This is a genomic window from Paenibacillus sp. XP01, assembly GCF_057364885.1.
Genome location: NZ_CP139481.1, coordinates 6,411,702 through 6,436,610 on the forward strand (window position 1 = coordinate 6,411,702; position 24,909 = coordinate 6,436,610).

Sequence of the window (24,909 nt, forward strand, 5' to 3'; positions counted from 1 at the left end):
ATGTTTAAAATCCCTTGCTGCGCGTATCTCGCGGTCTTTGCGCGAAGCCCTCTGCGGCGTTGTTTCGCCCGCCGCCGTCCGAACGGCCGCGCGTCTTGCGCACCGTGTTCTCCCTGACCGGAATGATCCAGGTAAACAAGGTGAGCACGCCGGACAGGATGAGCAGCGCCGCAAAACGCGTAAGCGGATCGCCAATGGCCGAACCGTCGATGCCCCATTCCAGCAGCAGGCCGGCAAGCAGGCCGGACACGGCCCCGCCAATCCCGAAATTCATGGCCAGGTGGCGGTTATCGAACACAAGCCCGAGCGAAACGCCCAGCGCTGCCCCGATCAGCAGCAATGCCGCCACGCGGAAAATGGCCAAATACGTGCTATGCTGCATCATGCCCGTTCGCTCTGTTACCAGCGTCCGTTCGTCGATCGTATCGTAGATCTGCTGGAATGCCAGCTGCAATCCGCCCGCATCTGGAACATCGTAGTACAAGCCGCCAGTCTGCTGAGCGATGCTCCTCAGAAGATCGGTCCCTGACGGGTCGACCAGGCTCAGTCCGACCGTATTCACGGCAATCTGCTCCTGCACGTAGTCCGCCAGAACGCCTGACTGATTTACTTCGCTGAAACCGTCGGACAACAGGATGGCTACCGTTCCCCGGCTTGGGTCCTGCTTGCTGCGCACTTGCTCCATCGCCTCGGTTAACGCCGCCTCGAAGTTGGTCCCGCCCGAGGTGGTCACGATGCCATCGATCTTGTCGTACACTTCGTTTTTGGCGGCTTCGCTATCCATCTGAATGAAAGGCTGCAGTAACTGAGGCTCGTCGTCGAACGTGATGACGGCAACCTGTTTGTCGCTGTCCATCTGCGCAATCAACGTTTTCGCCGCTTCGAAACGCCCGTTGTTCGGGTCCGTGTCCGACATGCTGCCCGAGTTGTCGATCATCAGCACGATATCCTTGACTTGCTTGGCCCCGCCCGGATTGATCTGGTACAGCAATTGCAGTACCAGGCCGACGACGAACAGCAGAGCCAGCGTAGCCGGAACGAGCAATTTCCAGGACAGGCTCATGTATCTCAGTTTCCACGATGCTCCGTTCAGCCTTGGCGAGATCATCTCGGCCAGCAGGCAGAACAGCCCAACGCTGAGCGCCAGTACGCCAAAGTACAGACCCATCAGCAGCAGGCGGGGCATCTCCCCAAGCCACTCGTGAAGCATGAGTTCCCCTGCCGCAAATCCGACAGCCCCGCCAATGAGGCTGAACAGAACCAGGAGAAGATTGATTTTTCGCTGCATGTTCACATGCATCCTTTCCGATACCGGCCCTGAGGACCGGAAAATTGACGATGGCCGCTTGAACCGGCTGTGTGCATGTTTCCGCGCGATCCGTTCTGCTCACCATCGATGACGGCTGCGGACAGGCAAGCCGAAGGCTTCAATGAAGAGGCTCCAACTTATCGGCCAAACCGTCCGGATGAAGCTCGTACCCGTTTGCTGCATAGGAATCGTAGTAGACCCTCGCATTGCGGTAGACCATCAGGTCCTCCAAATGAAATCCGCCCATCAGGTTCAGCTTTTCCACGCCGCTGCTGCGTTCTTCATACACCACGCCCAGCTTGTAAATGCGGGACGTTTCTTCGGCATGAGCCGCGTAGTCCATAAAGGCGCTGTTCGAATCACCGAAGAAATACTTCTCTTCGTACCGATGCTCCTGCGTGTAATCGAACACGCGCACCCGGATCACGGCCTGATCCTCCAGCGTGCGATACAACTTGAGGAACAAGTCGTCGCGGGTCAGCACGTTTTTGTCCCCGTAGGCAATCGTGACGTTGGCCCGCTGCAGCAGCTCCTCTTCGAACGGCATGCGCAAAGGCTCTGCCGCAAGCAGCAGCGTACGGCATACCGCCATCAGCCGCTCCAAAACCGCTTCATTGCCTTCCGCAGCAAGTTTGTTCATGTCGCCCATATAGCGATCTTCAAACCAAATGTCCCGCCCCCGGCTTGCTTCCAGCTCGGCGACGAGGGCTTCCGTTACTTTGCCGTAGTATTCCATAACGTTCTGGCCGATGTAATCGTCGGCCGCGGCTGCACTTTCCTCGGCTGCATCCCGCAGCCCTGCTTCCAGCTGCGCCAGTCGTTCCGTCACGCTGCGGCTGAACGCATGCAGATGCTCCATCTCCGCGTCGTACATCCGCAAAAGCTGCAGCTCGCTTTCCAGCCGCAGAAGCTCGATCTTGGGAAGATACACCTTCTCCAGCAAGCAATCGATCAGATTGCGGACATTCTGCTTGTCGCGGAAAAGAGCCCGTTTGAACGGCTGATCTTCGACGCGCTCCTGTTGTCGCTGCTCCAGCAAGGCTCTGGCCGCATCCAATTGCAGCGACTTGTCCCGGATCAGCGCCAGCAGCGCTTCGCGAACGCTGCCTTCGCCGCTTCCGCTCCAGGACGCCCACTGGAAGTACCCGATGTCCGGATGTTCGGACCGGGACGCTTCGGCCTGGCGAAGCAGGGAGCCTTCCTTGCCCCGCTGCCGCACCCGTTCCTCGGCGGGCCTCTCCACGTTTTCCCGGAAGTACGCCTCCGCTCCCTGACCATAAAGCGCCTTTTCCGCCTCGCGGAGGGAGAGCGGCTTCAGGTCCGAGAAACCGACATTATGGGTCATGATGCCGCTCATGCCTTCGATCAGGTCTTCCCCCGGCAGCATGCCGAGCGTTTTGCGTTCCAGCGCCGCCGCATCCGCGCCGAAGAAAGCCAGCTTTTCCTTCATGCTCCAATCCGGCTCCTGCCGCATACGGCCGAGCAGATAGCGGTACAAGTGATACAGCACCGCTAAAGCAATCGGTTTGTTCGGCCGCCGCACTTCGGCGAAACCCGCGCTCGCATAGCCGTGGCGGGCGGTCGCGGTGCGGATGTTGTTTTTGAAAGACGTGTTATTGTAAGCATTCTTTCCGCCAGGGTTGTCTGCATCCTGCTTCCGGTTTTTCAACAGGCAGATGCGGCAGATCATCTCTGCGTTGTCGATCCACCCGCCCGGCACGCCGGTGCCGCGCTCGTTTTTGTCCGACAGCACATACACCAGGTCGAATAACGGCGAAGCGGGATGAACGACTGGTATCGATATGCCGTCCTCCGTGACCAGAAGGTTGCCGCTGTACGCAAATTCGGACGACTGCATGTAATCCAGTTCACGCAAAAAGGCGAGGCTTGCCGCGCTGGCGTAGCCGTAGGATTCGACCTGTTCCATTTCGCTCACCAACACGTGCAGATCGGTCTGCACGGACTTGAACGACTGGCCCAGAATCGTCTCCGTCAGCTTCACCAACTCGGGCAGCAGCACGTTCAGCGGGTCGTCCGCCCGCGTAATGACCGTCACGTAGATCCGATCGAACGAAGAGTACAGCCTGCCGAACTCGGCAATCCGGTTGCTAACCTTTCGCAGCGTCCGGTTAAGCCCGGCGAGCGCCCCGTTCGATGCATGGAACGCGCGATGCACATCCCGGCGCAGCGTTTTGGAGGATTGCCCGGTATTCACGTTCAAAGGCAGAGCATAACGGATGACCTGGCCATCCTCGAAGACTTCGGACTTGCCCAACTCTCCGAAACCAGCACCACCGGCATCATACCGCTCATGGGCCCCATATACCCCAGGTTCATGTTCCTCTTGCTTGCCGCCAGCATCCGTCCCGCCCTGATGGTCTGTACCGACCTGCAAATACGCAACGCCGTCGCCGTTGTCCCATTTGACGCGATTGATGGCTCTCACCGCAGGCAACGCAGGTGAAACGGAATCGCCCACGAACAGGAACAGGGCCGGGTAATGAATGCTGCTGCGGCCATCGGCCAGACTGCCCTGCCGCTCCTGCTCCGCTGCATATGAAGCAGCGAATTGTTCAAGCTTGCGTTTGATCACGGCCGCCATCTTACTTCAGCCTTCTGCGGATGTCGTTCAGCTTGGACGACATCGTTCTGTAGAATTGGTAGAGTTCCTCCCCGTTGGCCAGCTCCACCCGCTCGTACTCGAGCTGATCGCGGGCTTCCATATACAATGTGGCCAGATCGTCCAACTTCGCAAGCAATGGGGCGATGTCTTCGGACGCGGTCAATTCGTTGTCGCGGCGGGACGCTTTGCGCAGCAGCGTGTTCCGGTCCTTCTCCGACAAGGCGCGGAAGTTGCCGAACACCTCGTATTCCGCATAGTTGCGGCTCTTCATCAGGTTGGCGAACGGCTCCCACGCATCTTCCTCGGGATCGCGGTCGTATACGTACAGCGCGCCTTTTTTGACGATCGTATCCGTGTAGAGCGCCTCAATGAAGCGGTCATACCACTGTTCCTCGTCCTGATGCTGGGAAAGGATGCTTTCCAGTTCGGCGACTTTGGCCGAGATGGCCTCCATCTTCGCCAGCTCCTCGCGCACGCGAACAATGAGCTGCGGCGAGCGGACCAGATTTTCTTTCGCCATCTCTTCGTTGATGCTGCCGAAAATGTCCTTCGTGCCAACGCGCGGCAATCCTTCTGCAAGCAGGCGCTTCAGATCGGTCGAAGCCCGCTTTACCTCGCCCAGATTTGGCGCAGAGGACGTCAAACGCATGTCGTAACCGGCCAGCTTCGCATTCAAGTCGAACGGTTCTGTGGTCACCACGGCATAACGGCTGCTGGTGTTCTCATCTTGCGTTTTGGCCGTGATGATCCGGTACCCGAGCGCTTGGTCGAACTCGGCGCGAACGCGGGCGTTGTACTGTTTAACGCGGGCATTCTCATACACATCGCCCCACGATTTCTCCGGAATCGGCGATGGCAGGTAGGTCCAGTTGTTTTTCTCGGTCTGCACCAGATGGCGACCGATTCCCTCTTTGTCCAGAATCGTGCGCTCGTAGCTCTCTTCGTAAACTTTCAATGGCGTGTAGACGAAGAGCGGTACCCCGTTCCGGGTGTTGAGCCAGAAGATCCGGTTACGTACCTCGCTCTCCTTGACGGTAAAGTGGGATTTGCCGACCGCGTTGTTCTGATAGTTGCGAATCCCTTTGAGAATACCGGGCGCCTGCGCAGGCACCGACACGAAGCCCCAGGATGGGAAATGCAGGCTGCCCGTGCTGTTGCTCAGATTGAATACCGGCACGGCCTCATCATCCAGCTTGCCTGCGATGTGGCGTTCCACAAACTTCTCGACCGACTCGTCCTTGCCGTATTTGATGACCAGGAAGTCTTCCATGGAACGGGTGATCAGGTCGCCGAATTTCTCGGTCAGGAAGTCGGAGATGGAGCTGACGATGTCGATTTCGTTCTCCTGCACCCACTGGCTTGAATTGTCCAGCAGCTCGCGCGAGAAGTCGCGGATCAGGTCATCGGTATCGCGCTTGTCCAGCATGCTGTCCACGAGGCTCACGATATCCGGCACGCTAACAACGTTCCAATAATACGTTTTGTTGCCTTTGTGGTCGATCTGTTCCTCGCCGCGCGTGAGAATATCGCCGTTCTTGGCAAAGATCGAACTGAGGGCATTGAGCGTTTCGGTGAACACGTTGTAAATCCGGGAGTTCTCGCGGTTCAGCAATTCGTACAGATCTTCGTAGAATTCGATCAACTGATCGTTGCGCTCCACATCGGCGTGCAGCCAGTACTCATGGATTTTTGCTTCGATATACGCATTCTTTTTCTTTTCTTTCGATACAAAAGCGCTCTTGGCGTCACCCAGCTTCTCTTCGCATTGCTCCTGCGCCGCCTCGATATCGCGCGGGATGCGGAAGGCATTCTCGCGCAGCGTTTCGATGTAGGACTGGATCATCTTCAGCACGCAGAAACCTTTCTCGGTATAGATCAGGCGGGATACATAGAAAGGCCCCTGTTCCGGATGCAAAAACATGCGGCGGATCTGGTCGGTAAATTGTCCCACGATTTCGCCGGGCAGCTGCTTCTTCGCTTTGATGTATTCCTCGCGTGCACGCGACAGGAAGTTCTGCTCCAGCTCGGTGTCCATGTTGACCACCTGATGTTTGATTACATTGTTATAGGACAGGCGCTCGCTGTTCTGATACCCCGGCAGCGGTTCGGGCACGCGCGATTCAAATGCTTTAACGACGCTTTCGAGATCGATGCCCAGCTTGCGGGCAAACTTCTCGGTATCCTCCTGGTTCGGAGCCTTCGAGAACATGGTGCTCATTTTATCGAACATGCGATAGGCCAGATACGTCGTCATCTCTTCGATCGGCAATACGGCCGAAGAAGCGCCGATGATGTTGTAATCATAGTTGGCCGGGTACACTTTGTTCATCTGCGCGATGTTGGTGCGAATGTTGCTGATATAGTCATGGATCGCGAATTCTTCCCCAGACTGTTTCTCCTCGCTCGCCATGAAGTTGGTGATGTTCTCTGCGGTCACGTTCATGCAGTAGTCGTACGCGTTTTCCAGCAGCTTGCCCTCCGTGTTCGTAGCCGAGATCAGATGGCATAGATTAAAAGGCGGAAGCGGCGAATTGACCGTCAAAATGTTGCCGTACTTTTGCGTGAACCGCTCGCCGCGGCTGTCCACGTTCATCCAGTAATCCAGTTCCTTCAGCGCAGCGTAGCCGTTCTTGCGGATATACTCTCTCGTATGTTCGCTGAGGCTTTTGTTGGACAAGTTCACGTCAGGGGTGAACAGGTAGCCCAGCGTATTGACGCGGTCGATGCCCGCCGAACCGTGGTCGCGCTCGATAATGCCGCGCACGATGTAGGAGATGTCCAGAAAACATCCGCTGCCTGTTCCGCCAGACAGCCCTGTCAGCAGAAACACCATCAGCTTTTTGTTCGTGCCCACGGACAACGTTTTGATTTTTTTGTCGATCGCCTGCACGACCTGGTTGATCTTGGTGAACAGCAGCAGCCGGCCGGCCTGGCGAACGCCTGCGGCCCCGTTCATGCCGTCCGTAATGCTGAGCTCCGGCGACAACCAGTCCGTAATGTACGGCTCCAGCACGCTGCGGTTCTGCAGCAATCCGCCGATCTCGGCATTGGACAGCAGCACGAATTCGTTGATCGGGTCCAGCCCGATTCCTTTGTACCGTTTGGCGCGGTCCTGCTCGTTCGTTTCAAAAGCCAAAAATTCAACATTGGCCGGCTTTTCCATTTTCTTTTTGGATACCGGGTCCTGCGGCAGCTTGAACCTGCGGTTAATCTGATATTTCAAACGCAGCAGCGCATCGATTCCCGTACCGCCAAGACCGATGATCAGAATCGGGTTGTCGATCGTATCGACCCTGATCTTTTCGCTGACGATTCCCCCGCCAAGCGATACGTCCAATTGCTGGATATGCTCTCTCACGATTGGTTTCATTTCATGTCCTCCCTATGCATGGGCATCATGGATGCCGGATGATGGATGATGATCACACCAAATATTCGATCAAAATCGTTTTGTCCGCCTGTTGCAGCGGGATGCTCAGCCGGTCGCCGTTCTTCAGTTCAACGCCTGAGCTTGCATCGACGGCGCGTCCGGATTTCTCCAGCGTGCCTCCTGCCGTATTGCGCAAAATGATGCGGTCCCCGTTGCCAGGGGTGAATATATATTTCTCCGTTTCTTTCAATTCGGGGTCGAGCTGCAGCAGTTGATGCAGGTGGAACCGCCCCCGGAAAGTCATCAGCTTTTTGTATTGCGGGTAAGATTTGTCCCCGGTGTTCTCATCGCGGATCTCGATGACCATCTGGCCGACGAAGCCGCGGTTTTTGCGTTTCAGCCAGCCCATCAGGAACCAGCCCCCGACCGCAACGGCAATCAGCGCCAATGCACCGATGATAACGGGTATCCATGGAAAAGGCTTGTCTGTTTCGGGACTCGAAGTCGTCGGCTGTTTTCCCCCGCTTGCGCCCGTTCCCCCGGCATTGATAACGATCGGGTCACTTTCCCGATAGAAGCTGTCTTCTTCGGCACGGATCACCAGCTCATAATTATGGTTGTCCGGCACTTCGAATGTCCCGGCGAACCCGCTGCCCGTATTTTCAAGCGGCTGCTCTGTCGTTTTCCCCGTATTCGTATCCTTGACGACCAACGTCGCCGTCATGTCGGCATAAAGATCGTTGTCCTGCAAAGGCTGTCCGCCGTTTTCCAATCTAGCAGCCAATTCGACGGTGTCGCCCTTGGCATAGGACTTGGTCTTAATCGGGTCCGCGACGAGCTGCAGATCGTAGTTGAACAGCAGGTTGATGTCGATGCTGTCCTTCGGCGCGCCTTTGACGCGCAGCTTCCAGTCTCCTTCCTGCGGTTTGAGCAGTTTCAACAAAGAATAACTCTTCGACGTGGACATCTTGGCTTCATCTGAATTCAAATCCACGGCTTTGCCCGAAGGATCGGCCAATTGAATTTCGACAGGCTTGGACGACATGATGGAAACGTTGGCCTCCAGCACGCTGTCATTCGGGACGTTAACGGTAACATCCTGATAACTGCCGTTTCCCGTCACCGATGGCAGCTTGACCACGTTCAGCTTGGCATGGTCCGCAAAAATTTCGCTTAAAATCTGCGGCAGATCATCCGGCGTATCGGTAATGAACGACTTGCCTCCGGTCTGCTTGGCCAAATCGGCGAGAGCTGCCCGGTTGAGCTTGCCGTCGGCATTCAGTCCGATCGTGTAAACCGGAATGCCTTTGTTCTGCGCTTCCTTAACGGCAGCGGCCAGGTCGGCATCCGACTGCGACTGCGTGCGGCTGCCGGATTTGTTGAAATCGTTGTTGCCATCGGCCAGCAATACGATCATCGGCGAGTGGCTCGCATCCGCGCCATGTTCCAGAATGTTGACGGCTTCGCCCATGCCGACGGAAATATCCGTGTAAGGCCCTCGTCCCAGCTGGTCGATGAACGTTTTCAGGCTGTCTTTGTCCGCATCGGACTGAATTTCAAGCAAGGCTTTCTCCCGCTCGATCTGATCCGTATATGCAACAATTCCTACCTTGTCTCCCTGAGCCGGGAGCATATCGATAAACATTTTCATGGCTTCATTGCTGATTTTGTCGCGATCGCTCGTATTCATCGAGTTGCTTACGTCGGCTACAAGCACCGCGTCGATTCCGCTCGTCTGCGCCTGGGCAGCGGCCGCTTGGGGCAGCAGTGCCTGAGGCAGCAGCAGCGTGATGATGACCAGCAGGGCAACTGCTCCGCCGAGCCAACGCATTTTGCTTTTCTGCACCATGGGTGTACTCCTTCACGTTTGAGATTGAAATGGGAATAGTTTATTATAGGCCTCAAGCCTTAAGGAAATCTTAACAGCATGCTAATAAATTCTGAAAAGCCCCCCTATACTGAGTTACAATTTTGTCATGATTGGCAAAAATCGACAAGAACAAGCACTTTTTTTCGGGAAGTAAAGCCCAACTATGGAAATATGATATAGTTATTCCCGTCGGTTCGCAATGATTGCTGTGCTTGTTATAATCACATCAAACCTTGAAAGGGACGGATTATGGTTACATACGTATGCCTCGCCATATTGTTTCTTTTTGTCCTGATCCGCTGGGTCAAGCTGTTGGTGCATCGCCGCAAACCGGTGACCCGGGAAGATTCGGACCGCACTCTTTATACTATTTTGAACGGTGAGCGTGATTGAGCATGGGTACCAAACAAGTGGTTTCGATCAGACCTTTTATACGAACGACGTATGCCTTTGAAAAGTTGCGCGTATGCAAGCGCTGCGGGACGTATACCTGCCTCTGGGAAAACGAATGCTCCTCCTGCGGACGCAGTGCACTCGTATCCGTACAGCAGCGGGCCGCTTCCAAAGTGAAACGCCGCATCGCTCGCGACATCGTGCTTGTAGCGTTGCTCGGCGCCGCCGCCGTTTATTTGGGCGAATCGTTGGATCAATCGATGCTCGCAGCCTCGGTAACGCTGCTGCTGCTCGGCTTGCTCGCTTTTATGCATAAACGCTCGTTCCTTACGGAGCAATTGCGCCAAATGAAACGAACGCTGCAGGGGGATCGCGAAGCGATCCGCCAAGGCATCAACCGCAATTGGGCGCTCGTGGCCGAAGCGCGCAAGGAGGACGAAGTCCTCGCATACGAAATGCTGCGCGAGATCGGCTCGCTCGTCTACAATGACCGCATTCGCCTGCAGCAGGTGGCGCTCCTGCAATCGTTCGTGCTGCGCAGCGACATGGACCTGCAGCTGCGGCCGCTGCTGCTCGGCAGCTTCGAGCGCCTGCTCGCCGAATACATCGGCGAGATTGCCAGGCTGAAGCCGGAGCTGATCCGGGAAGACGCCATTCGTTATGTCGCGAACTACGAGGTCCAAATTTTGCAGCTGCACAACGGCATCCAAATATTGACCGCCGTCGTTGCCGCTGCCGTGCGCAAAAGCAAATACATCGAGCTGTTCCCAAGCCTCATTACCCGCTATGCCCGCTTCATTCCCAAGGATCGGTTCATGAGGCTGTACCAAACTCTCGAACGTTATCCCGGGAAAGCGCGCGGGGGCTTGGCCGAGTCTGTAGCCCGGGTCTATAACGAGAGATACCGTGAGCAGCCTGTCGATGCCTGGAGCTGATGGACTGATGGAGGCGCGACTGAGAGATAAGAGAATGAGGGATTGCTAGAATTCGACAAATAAAGTACTAGTAATTCTCCCTTGAGGCTCCCAAACATGATACAAATTGAAATCATTCAACCTTATATAGACGATGAAATGAATGTCTGCCCCTGCAACTGAGGCCGGAGACATCGTTTTCGTTTTGTGCGACTCAATTCATTTGGTTGTCAGCCTGCCATTTGTTAGCTGATTAAGCCATCCAAAAAGGCGCTCCTGGTCACGAGATGACCGAGAACGCCTTTTTTTCGTTTGATGCGGCATGGTTACATGCTGTTTATGCGAATGAGGGATAAGGATATAACAACGTTTGTTTGCCATATTATCCGCGGGAAGGCCGCGAGCGCCTCACTTGCCATTGCTTCTAACATAACTCTACTTATACTTTGCGACATATACTTTGCGCTCCACCCATCTTACTTTGGCCTCTGCGCTTGCTAGCCGCAACTATACTGATTCCGCACACCGCCTACATGAGAAGTTCTAACGAACATCGGACGCGTTATTGGGCCTCTTTTGAGTCCAGGGAAATTGTTACGAACTTCAGGCACGCTATTTGGCCTCCAAAGGCTCGTGCACCTACTTTTTCGATCAAATAACGTGGCTCATGTTCGTTAGAATTTGATGACCACGATTTAGGGCGATATAAGGCGTGTGAGGTTCGTTAGCGCGCGTGAACGCGAAAAACCGCAGCCCGGAAAGAGAGACCTCTCTACTCTTCCGGAATACGGTCTATATTCGTGCACGGTATATATCTGCGGACTGTTACCAGTTCGAGGCTTGTTCACGTGCTCTTCTGTAATTATGCCAGTAGGCTGGCATGACGTCTCCCTGTGTCCTGCGTCTTGGCGGAACCGGGGCTTTAACGCCCCCGGCGTCCCCCGCTACGACCGCCACGCGAGTCGCCGCGGGAGCCTTGGCCCGCACCGCGGCCGCTGCCACCGCGAGCATCGCTGCTGCGTCCGCCGCCATTGCGGCCGCCCGAACGGCCGTTCTCGCCACGGCCGCCTTGGCCCTGGCTCGCGCCACCGCCGCCGCTGCGGGCAGACCCGCGGCTTCCGCCACGCTCGTCGCGACGGCCGCCGCTGCGCCCGCTCTCGCCGCGGGAGCCGCGTCCGCGACCGCCTTCGGCACGGTCGCCCCGGCCCGAGCCGCGACGCGCGCTGCCCGTCCCGGCAGAACGTCCGCCTGAGCGCTCTTCCTCGCCCAGGCTGTGAACCGTGCGTCTCGCCGCGCCGGTGGACTCGACAGGCCCTTCGCTGGTCCAGATGATCCGGGACAGCTTCTGGCCGATGCCTTGCTCGATCCGGGCAAGCTCCGGCTTGTCGTGCTGCGCCGCAAACGTCACGGCGAGACCTTTGCCGCCCGCGCGTCCCGTACGGCCGATGCGGTGGATGTAACTCTCCGCATCATGCGGAATGTCGTAGTTGAAGACGTGGGTCACGCCTTCAACGTCCAAGCCGCGCGCTGCCACGTCGGTCGCGACCAGCAGCTGCAGCTTCGCGTCGCGGAACGCTTTCATGACGTTCTCGCGCTTCGCTTGCGACAGGTCGCCATGCAGCTCGTCGCTCATGTACCCTGCCTCGCGCAGCTCGGCGTTCAGCTTCGACGCGCGGCGCTTCGTGCGGCAGAAAATGATCGCCAAATACGGGCGATACGTATCGATCATGCCGCGAAGCGCGTTCAGTTTGCCCCGATCCGTGCATTCCAGCACCTGCTGGCGAATCTGCTTGATCGGGATGACGGACTGGGACGATACCTTGACGTCCACAGGGTCCTTCATGTAGTTTTTGCCCAAATGGCGAACGCCTTTCGGCATCGTGGCCGAAAACAGCATCGTTTGGCGTTTGTACGGCAGCGCTTTGATCAGTGTTTCCACTTCGTCCAGGAAGCCCATGTGCAGCATTTGGTCGGCCTCGTCCAGCACCAGCTTGCGCACGTTGTCCAGCTTCAGCGTGCCGCGGCGCAAGTGATCCAGCAGCCGCCCCGGCGTGCCGATCACGATCTGCGTGCCGTTCTCCAGTTTGCGCAGCTGTTTCTCCACATCCTGTCCGCCATATACGGCAAGCACATGAAGTTTATCGTCATTGGCGGTAAGCTTCTTCGCTTCCTCCGTAATTTGCAGCGCAAGCTCACGCGTCGGCGCGATGATCAGTGCCTGCGGCGAGCGGTCCGATACGTTGATTTTCTGAATAATCGGCAGCAGGAAAGCCAGCGTTTTGCCCGTGCCCGTCTGCGCCTCGGCAATGATATCGTTTCCGCCCAGCAATACCGGAATGGAGCGCTCCTGTACCGGCGTCGGCACAGTGATTCCCTGATGCTTCAGAATCTCGCACCATTCGGGCCTGATGCCCAGTTGTTCAAAATTAGCCAATCGTTACACCTCTGTCAGTTCATTTAGATTAAAAGCAATTTAGTCCGTCTGCTCTTCTCATCCATACCGTGTAGTTTACACGTTTGTCCAGCAAAACAAAAGGGTACCGCGCACTGGCGGCACCCTTTGCACTTATTTTACCATTCCACGTCGCGCGGATGGATATACTAATGGCCCTGAGAAAGGGCGAATCCGCTCTTTTCGAGCAAACGGCTGCTTTCCTCGTTCAGCCCGCGCAAATGCACGGTTTTGCCCAGCTTGGCGTATTTGAACTTCACCTTGCCAATCGCCACGACGGCCGTGTTATCCCAAATATGAGAACCGCTGAAATCGATCGTGATTTCATCCGGGTCAGCCTCGGCATGGAATTCATCCACGAACCGGGAGGAAGAACCGAAGAAAAACGGCCCATGCACGCGGTACACCTTGCGTCCTTGCTCTTCGCTCGATTGCACCCGAATCTTGGCTTGCTTCCAGCCGAAATGCAGCACGCTGAGCACAACGCCGACGAGCACACCGATCGACAAGTCGCTGGTAATGACTACGATCACCACGGTCACGACCATAACGAAGGCCTCTGCCCGCGGCACGCGGCCGATGTTTTTGAGCGAGCTCCAATCGAACGTGCCGATGCATACCATAAACATGACGCCGACCAGTGCACCGATCGGCACCTGCTTCACGACATCGCTGAGCAAGAGCAGCAAAATCGCCAGAAATGCACCTGCGGTAAAGGTCGACAAACGGCCGCGGCCGCCGGATTTCACGTTGATGACGGACTGGCCGATCATCGCGCATCCGCCCATGCCGCCAAAGAAACCATTCACGAAATTGGCGATCCCTTGGCCGCGAACCTCGCGGTTTTTGCTGCTGCGCGTCTCGGTCATTTCATCCACGATCGTCGCGGTCAGCAGCGATTCCAACAGACCAACAAGTGCCATCGTAAAGGAATACGGCAGCAGAATCATCAGTGTGTGGAAGGACCACTCAATGTTCGGCAGATGGAACATCGGCAGCGTGCTTGTCAGATTGCCCATCTGTCCGACCGTTTTGACGTCCAGATGAAAGACGAACGTGATGATCGTCATCACGATAATGGCAACGAGCGGCGCAGGAGCAGCCTTGAAAAAGCGCGGCAAAATGTAAATGATCGCCAGCGTGCCCGCTACCATTGCGTACATGATCCAGTTTGCACCCGTAAAATGCGTCAGCTGTGCCATGAAAATCAAAATCGCCAAGGCGTTCACGAATCCGGTCAATACCGAATGGGGCACAAACGTGATGAAACGCCCTACTTTGAAAATGCCCAAAATAAACTGGATGATGCCCGTCAGAATCGTTGCGGCGAACAAATACTCCACGCCGTAATCCTTGACGAGCCCAACCATCAGCACGGCCATCGCTCCGGTCGCCGCAGAGATCATGCCCGGCCTGCCGCCCGCAATCGAGATGACGATCGCGATCGTAATCGAAGCATAAAGCCCCACCATCGGGTCCACGCCCGCGATAATGGAGAAGGCAATGGCTTCCGGAATAAGCGCCAGCGCCACCGTAATGCCTGCGAGCACATCGCCGCGGATGTTGCCGAACCACTGTTGTTTTAACGTATTCATATGTCTAGTGCCGCTCCTCCTAATCCAACAAACCTTAATTCGTCTCTAGCCAAATGTGGCGGAACGGCGCACTCCGCTTCCAATCGGACGGCATGCCGAAACGAAACTACGGATTTGATCCGTAACCTAGCTTCTGACTGGACCTTGTAAAATTATGCATGCAAAATAACGGATGCACGCCCTTGCCCGCCATCGTGTTCATTGATTCGAATTTCCGTTTCCGTGTGCGTCCATGACTTATTCCGCGATCGGCTTAGACGTTGCTGCTTAAAACATGAACGGTCATCGCCCGTTCTGGCTTTCCCCTCTCAGAAAAACCGGGTCCGTTGTGTACTGACCTACTATTATAGAGAATAAGTTAAAGATGCACGAACGTTGATACAGGGCTTTAATCGCTTGTATTCATCCATTATCTTTTATTTTCACGCCAAATCCTTTGATTATCTCTTGATTTATTGAGCATAAATAGGGAACACAAATAACCCCTACTACTTGCGTAAGGGTTATTTGCCGTAAGTATAATGATCGCTTCCGCAGAATGCTCAGAACCTGCCTGACTTGAATATCGAATAGAGTAGAAACGCCACCATGAGAATCGCGACCAGAAATCCGATCTCGATCACAGGAATGTCCCATAACATCGTGGATTGGTGACTGATGGAAGAACCGATGATCAATCCGACCATAATGATGCAAAAGGCCAACAACACAATGCTGAACGATAGACGGTTGCTGATCTGGTCCAGCCTGCGAAGCAGCGTTTCCAGTTCAGGGACGCTGACTTCCAGGCGCAGCTTGCCCTTGCTGATGATGGATGAGAGCTGTCGCAGCTGCCCCGGCAATCCCATGACGCTTTCCGCCATGTCGGCCGCGCTGCGGAACAGCCTGTTTTTGATTTTCCCCGGGTTAAAACGATCCTTGAGCAGCTTGCGGCCAAAAGGCTCGGCCATGTCCACGATGCTCACGGTAGGGTCGAGATGTTCGATTACGCCTTCCAGCGTCAGCAGTGACTTGCCCATCAGAAGGATGTCCGGCGGCATAATGATCCTGTGACGCTGAGCAACGCCGAACAGATCATTCAATGCTTGACCTACGCTGATTTTCGAAAAAGAAATATCGTAATATTTGGCCCGCAGTTTGTCCAAATCGTTGTGGACCCCACGCTCGTCGATATCATCCGGCATCATGCCCAGCTTCTCGATGGCCCGGATCATGGCCTCGGTATCCTTGCGCATGAGCCCAATGACCAGCGACGCCAGATGCTTCCTCATTTCCTCGCTCAGGCTGCCCACCATGCCGAAGTCAATGAAGGCGATCCGCCCATCCTTAAGCACCATCAAGTTCCCCGGATGTGGATCGGCATGAAAAAAACCGTGCAGAAATATTTGGTTCAAGATCGCATCAACCAACCGCTGTGCGATATCCTTCACGTCATACCCGCGTTTCGCCAGTTCATCGGGGTCGTTCAGCTTGATGCCCTCAATATACTCCATCGTCAGGATGCGAGATGACGTTTGATCCCAATAAATTTCCGGAATCTTCGCCTGGCCGTCCCCTTCATACTGCAGCGCGATCTTTTCCGTATTGCGGCCTTCCACAGTGTAGTCCAGCTCGGCCAGCAAGGCCGCAGCGTACTCCTCGACCATTTGCGGAATTTGATACTGTCGGACCCAGTCCCACCGCTTCTCGGCCATGGCCGTCAACTCGCGCAGAATGTCCAGGTCTCGCTGCACGATGCGCGCAATGCCGGGCCTCTGGACCTTGATAGCCACGGCTTCCCCGCTCCGCAGCTTGCCCAAATGCACCTGACCGATGCTGGCCGCTGCTACGGGAGTATCCTCGAACCGGGAAAAGATCTCCTCGAGCGGCATATCCAATTCCTGTTCCAAAATCCCCCGCGCCGTGTCCGAAGAAAACGGCGGCACCTGATCCTGCAGTTTCACCAATTCCCGGATCACCGGATCGGGCAGCAAATCCGCCCGCGTGCTTGCCAGCTGCCCCAGTTTCACGAAAGCCGGTCCCAATTCCTGCAGCACCAGCCGAATCCGCTCGCTCAACGTTTTGCTTGCATGCTCCTCACGGGACATCCAACGCCGGGGCAGGGCCAGCAGCTGGAAAAGTCCCAGCTCCTCCACCATATACCCGAAGCCATGGCGCACCAGCGCCATGGCGATTTCGCGGTATCTGCCGACATGTTTGATGCGCACGGCCATCTACTCGTTCTCTTTAAGAGGAGGGACTTCGAGCGGCGCAGGTGCGGCAACCGGTTCAGCTTGCGGGGAGTGACCCAGTTCGGCCAGCTTGGCTTCAAGTGCTTCAATGCGTTGTTCCAGCCGAGCCACTTCGCCTTTGGTCGGCACGCCGACGTCCACAAGCGCACGCTGGACCTGTTCGTTGATCCATTTCTTGATCTGGCCTTGCTCTTCATTGCCGCGTTCCATCAACTTGTCGACCAAGTCCCTGGATTCTCCGGGCGCAAGCTTGCCCCGTTTGACCAGGTCGTCCACGGTTTTTTCGATTTTTTCCTTGCTTACAACGGTAAGACCGAGCCCTAACGAAATTGCCTTTTTGAACAAATCGCTCATTCCTGTCATCCTCCTCTTTGTTGATTTCTATATTATACCCCTAATGGACGGCAACCAAAAGAAACCCCAAATCGACGGACTGACCGTGGCCATCTTGCAAAAGGCAACCCCCGTACCTGATCTTGTCTGCGCCTAACCGTTACACGTAACGGGCAGCCCATTTCCCTGCTTGCAGCACCAGCTGACGATAGGTTTCATGGGCAAAAGAAGGCACGTGATGTCCGGGCATCAGATACACGATCCGTCCAAGACCGTATGTATGCGCCCACGCGGCCGGCTTCGGTCCTTCCTCGGACTGATACTCCAGAAGCACCGTCGTTTCGGTAAATGTGCCGAACTCAAACAGGTAGGCTTCCTCTTCCATTGCAAAATCAGAAATGCCTTCGGTTACGGGATGATTCGTCGCCGTGACCTTGAACTCCAGCGGAGCATAGGCCGGATGGTGCAAAAATTTTGCGCCCATCATCTGCGCCAGCTCATAGCGGTTTTGCAGGGAGATGCCGTTGTGGATGATGACGAGCCCTCCCCCATTGCTGACGTAAGACAGCAACCCCGCTGTCTGCTGCGGCGAAGCTTTGCCTCTCCAGTCGTCGAAATACGAGATGCACACATCGAATCCCGATATATTTTCCTGAAGCAGCATGTTGCGATTTTCGCTGCACTGTACGGTCATGATATCGTGGAAGATTCGACTGATCTCCACGTCCACGCCTTGCATCGGATGCCAGTCGGGATGAGTGTAATCGCCGAGCAGCAGTGCCTTTTTACGATGATCCATTATTCATAACTCCTTTCGGATTCAACTTCAGTCAGACGATTTGCATGAAAACAACCGGCACCTCATTCTTCGGATATGCTCGTGCAGCCATGTCCCCGCCGGCCAGACCGACCGGAAACGATATATCTTCTAGTATAGCCGCTTTGTTCGCAGGCATATCCGGGAAATGCTGAACGGGGTGTCCAATTATACTTCATTCCACGCTTCTCGGCAAAAACCTTTTCCCAATCCGCCGGAAAACCAACTTCGCGACCAAAGTCTCAGAAGCCGGTTATTTCGCAAGGTGATCATTTCGACTAAGACAAAATACCTTGCCAAACATGGGTTCAAGATTCTTTATGACCAGTTTGGCCTTTCAGCTTGTAATGGAGGCAGTGGGTTACCCATCTTTGCGCCGCAGCCGGATTCGATCCGAAGTGAACGTGCGTATAACCGGCCATCACGCTCCCTGCAGCATACCCCTCCTTCTTCATCCCTCGCAGTCCCTTGGTTTCATAGGCAAACGGAGTCTCGAAGCCTTCCTTATAAGTCATGGTGGAGTAATGGAACTCATGCCCTCTCACTCCTTCTCCTTGTTCCAACAAAAAAGTGCTCTTAACCGCATGGGCTTCACGGTAGCCCAGAGCGGCCCGCTTGGTCTGCATCTGCACATCGGCAGGCACGATGCCTGCCATCGCATGCGTTTCTCCCTGGCGATCGGTCAGCGTCTCGGCCAGTACCATATAACCCCCGCACTCGGCAAAGAGAGGCATGTCCTTCCGAACCGCCTCTCTCAAACCTGCAAGAAAACTGCGATTCGCGGCAATGTCGGCGGCAAACTCCTCGGGGAATCCACCTCCCAGATAGATGCCGTCCGCATCATCCGGAATGCCATCACCCGCCAGCGGACTGAAATATATCAGCCTGGCACCGGCTTTCTCTAATAGCTCCAGATTGTCGGGATAATAAAAATTGAATGCTGCATCTCGTGCTACCGCAATCGTAGGCCGCTGTTCAGCGGTCTGCTGAGTCTTCTGGTGTTCGGATGGGCGCGAAAATTCAGATGTATCTATACTCTCCCAAGCATCAAGCGGCGGCGCGCCAGCAGCAATCGCCATAATCGCATCCAGGTCGGTGCCTTCGAGCAGCACATCGGCTGCACGCTGGAACAATGGCTCCAGCTCGCCGCGTTCAATGGCCGGCACCAATCCCAAATGGCGCTCCGGTATCGAAAGCTCCTCATCGCGCTTCAGCCAGCCAACGACAGGAATGCCGCACATTTGCTCAATCGCTTTTTTGACGATACCGTAATGTCCGGCACTGCCGCAGCGGTTCACGATCACGCCCGCAATGTTCAGCTCGGGCTCCAGCTGTTGGAAGCCAAGCACGATGGCAGCCGCACTGCGGGCCATGCTGCGCACGTCCACGACCAGCAGGACGGGCGTTTGCGTCACGAGTGCAATTTCCGCCGTAGATCCCGTGTTGCTGAGCGGGTCCTTCCCATCGTAGAGACCCATGACGCCCTCAATGATGGAGATATCCTGCCCGACCGAGGCCTTGGCAAAAGCAGTGCGCACGTATTCCGGCGATGTCATCCATGCATCGAGATTGCGGGAAGCTCTGCCCGTAACGGCCGTATGATACGTCGGGTCAATGTAATCGGGTCCGCATTTAAAGCCCTGTACACGCAAGCCGCGGCCGGCAAGGGCCTTCATCAGGCCAAGGGTTACGGTCGTTTTGCCCGCGCCGCTGCCCGTGCCCGCGATAATCAATCGGGGCCTGTTCAAGTCTGTAAAATTCACTTCTTGATTCGAGGCCATGTTCGAATTCGTCATTCGTCGCTCCACCTTTCAAAAAAACCGCACCGAAAAATCGATGCGGTTCAATCCTGTTCGTTTAGATGCTGCGGGGAAATCAGGTTTACTTTAATTTCGTCGCAGTCTCTCATTCCTGCATTTTGCAAAATGATCAATCAAAATGGGATGCGGGCAACCGACAGCGTCAAATTGCCGCTTTTTTTCTTCTCCAGTAACCAGTGGTCCGCACCGGAAGAAAGCAGTGCCGCCGGTTCGCACACGCCGTAAGCTCCTGTGTACTTGAACACCGTTTCCGACGGGTTTGGCAGCTCGACCGCGTTCAACTCCGCCGGCGTATACGTGACCAGCTCCCAGCCGTACTTGGCGCAAAGCGCAAGCAGGCCCTCTTCGTCTTTTTTCAAGTCAATGGTAGCTACGTTGCGCACGCTTTTGACCGATAGGGACAGCTCCTCCAATGTGGCGAGCATTTCCCGCTCCAGCTCCTCCATGGCCGTACCGCGATTGCAGCCCATGCCAAGCACCAGGCTCTTCGGACGGTAGAGCACCCCGTTGCTGAGGAAACGCTCCTGCTCGGCCTTTGTCAGCAGGCGATCGCTGACGACCAATGCGGCATTGAAGTCGAACGATGCTGCGTCCTCCAGACGATCGAACACGCGAATGTGATCCGGGACGGGTTTGTCGTACTTCCACCAGTTCCGCTCCCCGGTTTCCCGGATCAAAGCCACAGGCTCCTCGTTCACGACGGCGGCGCTGACGGGCGTGGCCTTGTCGAAGCTGTCCACCGTCCAGCCCAGCTCGCGGCCGAACAGGTCAACAGGGATCGTGCCCTGCACGTCGGAAGCCGTCGTAATGACGGCGTGCGAACCAAGCACACTCGCCACTTGCCGGGTCAGCTCGTTTGCGCCGCCCAGATGCCCGGACAGCACGCTGATGACGTTCTCGCCGCGGTCATCGATGACGAGCACGGCCGGGTCCACTTTTTTGTCGACCAACAGCGGCGCGATCATACGCACCACCGCTCCGAGCGAAATGATGAGAATGATGCCGTTGTACTGTTTGAACAGGTCCGGCAAAATCAGCTTCACGGAACCCTCGAACATGCGATAGCCGAGTTCTTCTTCGTCTCCCCGCGCAAACTTGGTCATATAGTATACGTCGGTACCGGGGAATTGCCCGGCCAGCTCGCGTGCCATTTGCACGCCATGCTTTGTGATCGCCACGACCGCAAACGGGTTACTCACCGGCCTTCACCCCTTTGCGATAGCCGTGCGTGAAGGTTTTGTCGTACAGCTTGGAACGGTGGGCATCCCGGTTCACGAGGTCGGGGTCGAGCGCCCATCCGGCCAAAATCATCGCATGCATCGTAATGCCTGCGGCACGCAGGTCGGCTGGGAGGTTTGCCAGCGTCGTGCGCACGATCTTCTGATCAGGCCATGTCGCCCGCTGAACGACGGCCACCGGCGTATCCTCGCTCCAACCGGCCGCAAGGAATTCGTTTACGACCTTTTTCGCCAGCGTTGCGCTCAAGAATAATGCCACCGTGCAGTGATGCGAAGCCAGATCGCGCAGCTTCTCCCGCTCCGGCACGGGCGTACGGCCCTCGGCACGGGTCAAGATGACCGTCTGCGTCAGGTCCGGCACGGTCAATTCGGCGCCGAGCACTGCCGCCGAGGCAAATACCGAGCTGACGCCCGGAATGATCTCGTAAGCAACGCCCTGCTGCTTGAGCAGCACCATCTGTTCCAAAATGGCGCCGTACACGGCCGGATCGCCCGTATGTACGCGAGCTACGCTCCGCCCTGCGCGCACGGCCTCGCCCATCAGCTCGACCTGCCGCTCCAGGTCCATGCCCGAGCTTTGCAGCACTTCGGCTTCCGGCTTCGCCGTCGCGATCAATTCGTCATTGACGAGCGAATCGGTGTACAGCACCAGGTCGGCGCTGCGCAAAATGTTCGAACCTTTGACCGTGATCAGCTCGGGATCGCCGGGTCCGGCGCCGACGATGTATACTTTCGGTTCCAATGTTTTCATTTGCTCACCACCATCAGGGTCAAATATTCCAGCTCCTGCCCTTTCAGCTCGCGTGCGTCGCGCCAAACCAGCTCATACGGAGAAGTCACTTTCGTGACCACCGAAGCTTTGCCGCCGAGTCCCATTTCGTCCAGCAGCTCCAGCATCAGGTCAAGCACCTTGGCCACCTTGATGAACACGATCGTATCGTGGTTCTCGATCGCTTTCCGCATCGCCTCCTTGTCGGAAGTCGCCGGAACGATGCCCACCTGCTCATCGCCGTCCGCCAAATGCATGTCCAGCGCCGCCGCCGCACCCAGCACGGACGAAATGCCCGGAATCGATGAGATCGGCACTTCCGGATGAAGCTCGCGCATCAAACGCGCAAGGTGAATGAACGTGCTGTACAGGTTCGGATCGCCCTCGGTCACGAAAGCCACGTCCTTGCCTTCCTTCAGCGCCCCCCAGCATGCTTCCACCGTTTTGTTCCACTCGCGTTCCAGCACGACCGGGTCTTTCGTCATCGGAAAGATCAGGCCAAGCATTTCCTTTTCTTCGGGGTTCACGTACAGCTCCACGATTTCGTGGGCATACGATTTGCCGCCCTTCCGCTTCTTCGGATACGCAACGACCGGGCATTCCCGGATCATGCGATACGCTTTGACCGTAATCAGTTCCGGGTCTCCCGGACCGACGCCTACGCCATACAGCGTGCCTACTGCTGCCGTGCTCATGTTGTTTGCCCCTTTCTCTCTTCCGCTCCGCTCTCGCCGGCTAGCTCTTCCGTCTTGTGCCGACCTGTGATCACGTAGATCGGGTTCAGTCCGTCGAAACGCGTCATGTTCAGGATCGGTTTGCTGCGCGCCGTCTGCAGCAGCGTCACCGATGCATCCAGGCCTGCACCCTGCATGGCCTTCATGCTGTCATGCAGCGTTTCGATCGTCGCTGCATTGACCACGATGCGTCCCTCCGGACGCAGCCGGGACGCGCAGAGCGCGATCAGCTCGGCGAGCTCGCCGCCGCTGCCGCCGATGAAGACGGCGTCCGGGTCGGGCCAGCCGTCCAGCCCCGCAGGGGCCTTGGCATGCAGGACGGTGAAGTCCGTCCGGAATTTGATGCGATTGGCCTCGATGTTCGCGAGGTCGCCTTCATTTTTTTCGACGGCGAAGACTTGGCCCTTCGACGCAAGCCGCGTGCACTCCACGGCCACCGAGCCGGAGCCCGCTCCGATGTCCCACACGACGCTGTCTTCCCGCAAGCACAGCTCGGACAGGCTGAACACGCGCACTTCGCGCTTCGTGATCAAGCCCTTCTCCGGCTTCCGCTGGTGGAACTCCTCATCCGCAAAGCCGAACCCTCGGCGCGCCGGCGGCGCATCCTTGCGGCGCAGCAAAATGACGACGTTCAGCGGACTGCATTCCGTCTCTGCCAGCTCGTCCAGCGTGTAACGTCTTGTACGCTCATCCTTGCTGCCAAGGTTTTCGGCCACAAACGCATCGTATTCGGTCATTCCGAAATGCTGCAAATATGCGGCAATGGCGGCGGGGCTGTTTTTGTCGTCGGTCAGCAGCGCGATTTTGGCCTTACCGTCGATGCGCTGCGCCAGCCCTTGCAAGGGCCGACCGTGCACGCTCTCCAGCACGGCGTCCTGCCAGCTCTCGCCCAGCCGGGCAAATGCCAGCTGCAGCGAGCTGAGATTCGGCCGGATGTCCAGCACATCCGGGCCTAGCTTACGCGCCATGTACCCGGCTATGCCGTAAAACAGCGGGTCCCCTGAGGCAAGCACGACCACGTTTTGCGTGGCATGAAGCTCCTTTATTTTTGCGACCAGTTCGCCCAGTCCGCTTCGAATCGTTAATTTCTCGCCTGCAAACGCAGGAAAGAACTGCAGCAGCCTCTCGCCGCCAACCAGCACGTCCGCCTGCTCGATGCAAGCGAGGCTGTCCGCAGTCAAGCCTGCTGCACCCTCCTCGCCAATGCCGATCATGCGGATCTTTCGATCATTCGTTTCCGTTGATGCCGTCCAGTTCACTTACTTCCGCCCTCCCCAGTTCCATTCCTTTCATCGTGACAAGCACGACCTCTACCGTTAAACCGCCCCCGGCATGTTCCAGACAGTGCCTGCAGGCATATGTACACAATTTGTCGAAATATGGCAAAAATCCGGCCTCCGTCATCATATCTGCCACCTGCGTCGCCGTGTTGGCTTCCTCGATCGCCTGGGCCAATTCTTCTCCCGCCCCGGTTTCCCGAGCCACGGACGCAAGAAATCCAAAATCCACCGGCGCGCTCTTGGAATGGACCATCATGACGCCTTGAGCCACTTTGGCAAACTTGCCTGGCATACCCACCAGGCTGATGCGTTTCATGCCAAGACGTTTGCCGTGTTTAATGGCAAAGCCAACGAAGTCGCCCATCTGAATAAAGGCTTCCTCCGGCAGCTCGGGCATCATCTTCATGGCGTATTTCTCGCTGCTGCCCCCGGTCGTCAGCACGATGTGCTCGCAGCCCGAAGCCTGTGCGACCGATATGGCCTGCACCACGCTGGCCTTGTAGGCCGACGTGGAGAACGGCACGACCACACCCCGCGTGCCCAGGATGGAGATGCCGCCTATGATACCCAAGCGGGAATTCAGTGTTTTCTTGGCGATTTCCTCGCCGTCGGGCACACTGATGACTACCCGTACGCCGCGTGCCGCACCATGCTCGGCGAGCACCTGCGTGACCGCTTCGGTGATCATGCGCCGCGGCACGGGATTGATTGCCGCCTCGCCGACCGGCACCGGAAGCCCCGGTTTGGTCACCCGGCCGACGCCAATGCCTCCGTCCAGCTCGACGCCCGGCTCGTCCCGCCACGTGACGTGCGCGATGATCTTCGCCAGATGCGTGGCATCGGGATCGTCGCCGGCATCTTTGATCGTGGAGCAAGTCGCCACGCCTTCTTTCAATTCCTGCTCCTGCAGCTCGAACGAGTGGTCAAAACCTGCCGGCAGCGCTACGACGGCCCGATCCGGCACAATGCCGGTCAGAAGCAGCTGCGCGGCCCCTTTCGCCACGGCCGTTGCGCACGCCCCTGTCGTAAAGCCGGAACGCATCGGTTTATCCGGATCCGGGGCCTCTCCGCTTTTCATGCGTTTTTTTTCCATCATGGTCGTTGACCTCCCGTTCGTACTTGTTGCTTCGATATAGATTGCAATTATATAGGTTGAACAAA

18 protein-coding genes are annotated in these 24,909 nt (G+C 56.6%); 2 read left to right on the forward strand and 16 right to left on the reverse strand.

Annotated features, from left to right (window positions below):
- Positions 1–4: 4 nt before the first annotated feature.
- The 4 genes from SNR34_RS28895 to SNR34_RS28910 form a co-directional block, all read right to left on the reverse strand.
- Positions 5–1,288 (reverse strand): vWA domain-containing protein, encoded by a 1,284-nt coding sequence (locus SNR34_RS28895; protein WP_486180721.1) that lies wholly within the window; start codon positions 1,286–1,288, stop codon positions 5–7.
- A gap of 139 nt (positions 1,289–1,427) precedes the next feature.
- Positions 1,428–3,911: a transcription initiation factor TFIID gene (locus SNR34_RS28900; protein ID WP_486180722.1), complete on the reverse strand. Its 2,484-nt coding sequence runs from the start codon at positions 3,909–3,911 to the stop codon at positions 1,428–1,430.
- A 1-nt stretch (position 3,912) separates the two neighbouring features.
- Positions 3,913–7,302 carry a tubulin-like doman-containing protein gene (locus SNR34_RS28905; RefSeq protein ID WP_486180723.1) on the reverse strand — a complete coding sequence of 1,130 codons (3,390 nt, stop codon included), beginning with the start codon at positions 7,300–7,302 and terminating at the stop codon, positions 3,913–3,915.
- 52 nt (positions 7,303–7,354) lie between these two features.
- A complete protein-coding gene (locus tag SNR34_RS28910; protein ID WP_486180724.1) occupies positions 7,355–9,151 on the reverse strand; it encodes a vWA domain-containing protein in 1,797 nt (598 codons plus the stop codon).
- Between the two features lie 270 nt (positions 9,152–9,421).
- On the opposite strand from SNR34_RS28910, the gene SNR34_RS28915 reads away from it, so the two are divergent.
- A complete protein-coding gene (locus tag SNR34_RS28915) occupies positions 9,422–9,565 on the forward strand; it encodes a hypothetical protein (RefSeq protein ID WP_236413145.1) in 144 nt (47 codons plus the stop codon).
- Between the two features lie 2 nt (positions 9,566–9,567).
- Complete coding sequence (locus tag SNR34_RS28920) at positions 9,568–10,500, forward strand: hypothetical protein (protein WP_486180725.1); 933 nt, start codon at positions 9,568–9,570, stop codon at positions 10,498–10,500.
- A 901-nt stretch (positions 10,501–11,401) separates the two neighbouring features.
- Here the strand turns inward: SNR34_RS28920 and SNR34_RS28925 are convergent.
- The 12 genes from SNR34_RS28925 to SNR34_RS28980 all read right to left on the reverse strand — a co-directional run bounded on the left by SNR34_RS28925 (position 11,402) and on the right by SNR34_RS28980 (position 24,844).
- Complete coding sequence (locus SNR34_RS28925) at positions 11,402–12,913, reverse strand: DEAD/DEAH box helicase (RefSeq protein WP_486180726.1); 1,512 nt, start codon at positions 12,911–12,913, stop codon at positions 11,402–11,404.
- A gap of 167 nt (positions 12,914–13,080) precedes the next feature.
- A complete protein-coding gene (locus SNR34_RS28930; RefSeq protein WP_486180727.1) occupies positions 13,081–14,526 on the reverse strand; it encodes a SulP family inorganic anion transporter in 1,446 nt (481 codons plus the stop codon).
- Positions 14,527–15,068: 542 nt separating this feature from the next.
- The gene (locus SNR34_RS28935; RefSeq protein ID WP_486180728.1) at positions 15,069–16,739 is read right to left on the reverse strand and encodes an ABC1 kinase family protein; all 1,671 of its coding nucleotides are present in this window, start codon (positions 16,737–16,739) and stop codon (positions 15,069–15,071) included.
- Entirely contained in the window at positions 16,740–17,111 is a 372-nt protein-coding gene (locus tag SNR34_RS28940) for a phasin family protein (RefSeq protein WP_486180729.1), read from the reverse strand.
- A 139-nt stretch (positions 17,112–17,250) separates the two neighbouring features.
- Positions 17,251–17,889 (reverse strand): ThuA domain-containing protein, encoded by a 639-nt coding sequence (locus SNR34_RS28945; protein ID WP_236413156.1) that lies wholly within the window; start codon positions 17,887–17,889, stop codon positions 17,251–17,253.
- Between the two features lie 31 nt (positions 17,890–17,920).
- Complete coding sequence (locus SNR34_RS28950) at positions 17,921–18,046, reverse strand: hypothetical protein (protein ID WP_486180730.1); 126 nt, start codon at positions 18,044–18,046, stop codon at positions 17,921–17,923.
- A 169-nt stretch (positions 18,047–18,215) separates the two neighbouring features.
- A complete protein-coding gene (locus SNR34_RS28955; protein ID WP_486180731.1) occupies positions 18,216–19,703 on the reverse strand; it encodes a cobyrinic acid a,c-diamide synthase CobB in 1,488 nt (495 codons plus the stop codon).
- 137 nt (positions 19,704–19,840) lie between these two features.
- Positions 19,841–20,926, reverse strand: coding sequence for a cobalt-precorrin 5A hydrolase (locus tag SNR34_RS28960; protein ID WP_236413158.1), 1,086 nt, complete (start codon positions 20,924–20,926; stop codon positions 19,841–19,843).
- Positions 20,919–21,716, reverse strand: coding sequence for a precorrin-4 C(11)-methyltransferase (gene cobM, locus SNR34_RS28965; RefSeq protein WP_343261849.1), 798 nt, complete (start codon positions 21,714–21,716; stop codon positions 20,919–20,921). Before cobM ends, SNR34_RS28960 begins: the two co-directional genes overlap by 8 nt.
- On the reverse strand, positions 21,713–22,429 hold the full coding sequence (cobI, locus tag SNR34_RS28970; protein WP_236413160.1) for a precorrin-2 C(20)-methyltransferase: 717 nt from the start codon (positions 22,427–22,429) through the stop codon (positions 21,713–21,715). Before cobI ends, cobM begins: the two co-directional genes overlap by 4 nt.
- Positions 22,426–23,682 (reverse strand): precorrin-6y C5,15-methyltransferase (decarboxylating) subunit CbiE, encoded by a 1,257-nt coding sequence (cbiE, locus tag SNR34_RS28975; protein ID WP_486182529.1) that lies wholly within the window; start codon positions 23,680–23,682, stop codon positions 22,426–22,428. Before cbiE ends, cobI begins: the two co-directional genes overlap by 4 nt.
- Positions 23,683–23,695: 13 nt before the next feature.
- Positions 23,696–24,844 (reverse strand): cobalt-precorrin-5B (C(1))-methyltransferase, encoded by a 1,149-nt coding sequence (locus SNR34_RS28980; RefSeq protein ID WP_486180732.1) that lies wholly within the window; start codon positions 24,842–24,844, stop codon positions 23,696–23,698.
- Positions 24,845–24,909: the final 65 nt, after the last annotated feature.

Bases quoted from the DNA above. Each gene is read 5' to 3' on its own strand.
- SNR34_RS28895 (WP_486180721.1), bottom strand. From the start codon at position 1,288: ATGCAGCGAAAAATCAATCTTCTCCTGGTTCTGTTCAGCCTCATTGGC.
- SNR34_RS28900 (WP_486180722.1), bottom strand. From the start codon at position 3,911: ATGGCGGCCGTGATCAAACGCAAGCTTGAACAATTCGCTGCTTCATAT.
- SNR34_RS28905 (WP_486180723.1), bottom strand. From the start codon at position 7,302: ATGAAACCAATCGTGAGAGAGCATATCCAGCAATTGGACGTATCGCTT.
- SNR34_RS28910 (WP_486180724.1), bottom strand. From the start codon at position 9,151: ATGGTGCAGAAAAGCAAAATGCGTTGGCTCGGCGGAGCAGTTGCCCTG.
- SNR34_RS28915 (WP_236413145.1), top strand. From the start codon at position 9,422: ATGGTTACATACGTATGCCTCGCCATATTGTTTCTTTTTGTCCTGATC.
- SNR34_RS28920 (WP_486180725.1), top strand. From the start codon at position 9,568: ATGGGTACCAAACAAGTGGTTTCGATCAGACCTTTTATACGAACGACG.
- SNR34_RS28930 (WP_486180727.1), bottom strand. From the start codon at position 14,526: ATGAATACGTTAAAACAACAGTGGTTCGGCAACATCCGCGGCGATGTG.
- SNR34_RS28935 (WP_486180728.1), bottom strand. From the start codon at position 16,739: ATGGCCGTGCGCATCAAACATGTCGGCAGATACCGCGAAATCGCCATG.
- SNR34_RS28940 (WP_486180729.1), bottom strand. From the start codon at position 17,111: ATGAGCGATTTGTTCAAAAAGGCAATTTCGTTAGGGCTCGGTCTTACC.
- SNR34_RS28945 (WP_236413156.1), bottom strand. From the start codon at position 17,889: ATGGATCATCGTAAAAAGGCACTGCTGCTCGGCGATTACACTCATCCC.
- SNR34_RS28950 (WP_486180730.1), bottom strand. From the start codon at position 18,046: ATGCCTGCGAACAAAGCGGCTATACTAGAAGATATATCGTTTCCGGTC.
- SNR34_RS28955 (WP_486180731.1), bottom strand. From the start codon at position 19,703: ATGACGAATTCGAACATGGCCTCGAATCAAGAAGTGAATTTTACAGAC.
- cobM (WP_343261849.1), bottom strand. From the start codon at position 21,716: ATGAAAACATTGGAACCGAAAGTATACATCGTCGGCGCCGGACCCGGC.
- cobI (WP_236413160.1), bottom strand. From the start codon at position 22,429: ATGAGCACGGCAGCAGTAGGCACGCTGTATGGCGTAGGCGTCGGTCCG.
- cbiE (WP_486182529.1), bottom strand. From the start codon at position 23,682: ATGATCGGCATTGGCGAGGAGGGTGCAGCAGGCTTGACTGCGGACAGC.
- SNR34_RS28980 (WP_486180732.1), bottom strand. From the start codon at position 24,844: ATGATGGAAAAAAAACGCATGAAAAGCGGAGAGGCCCCGGATCCGGAT.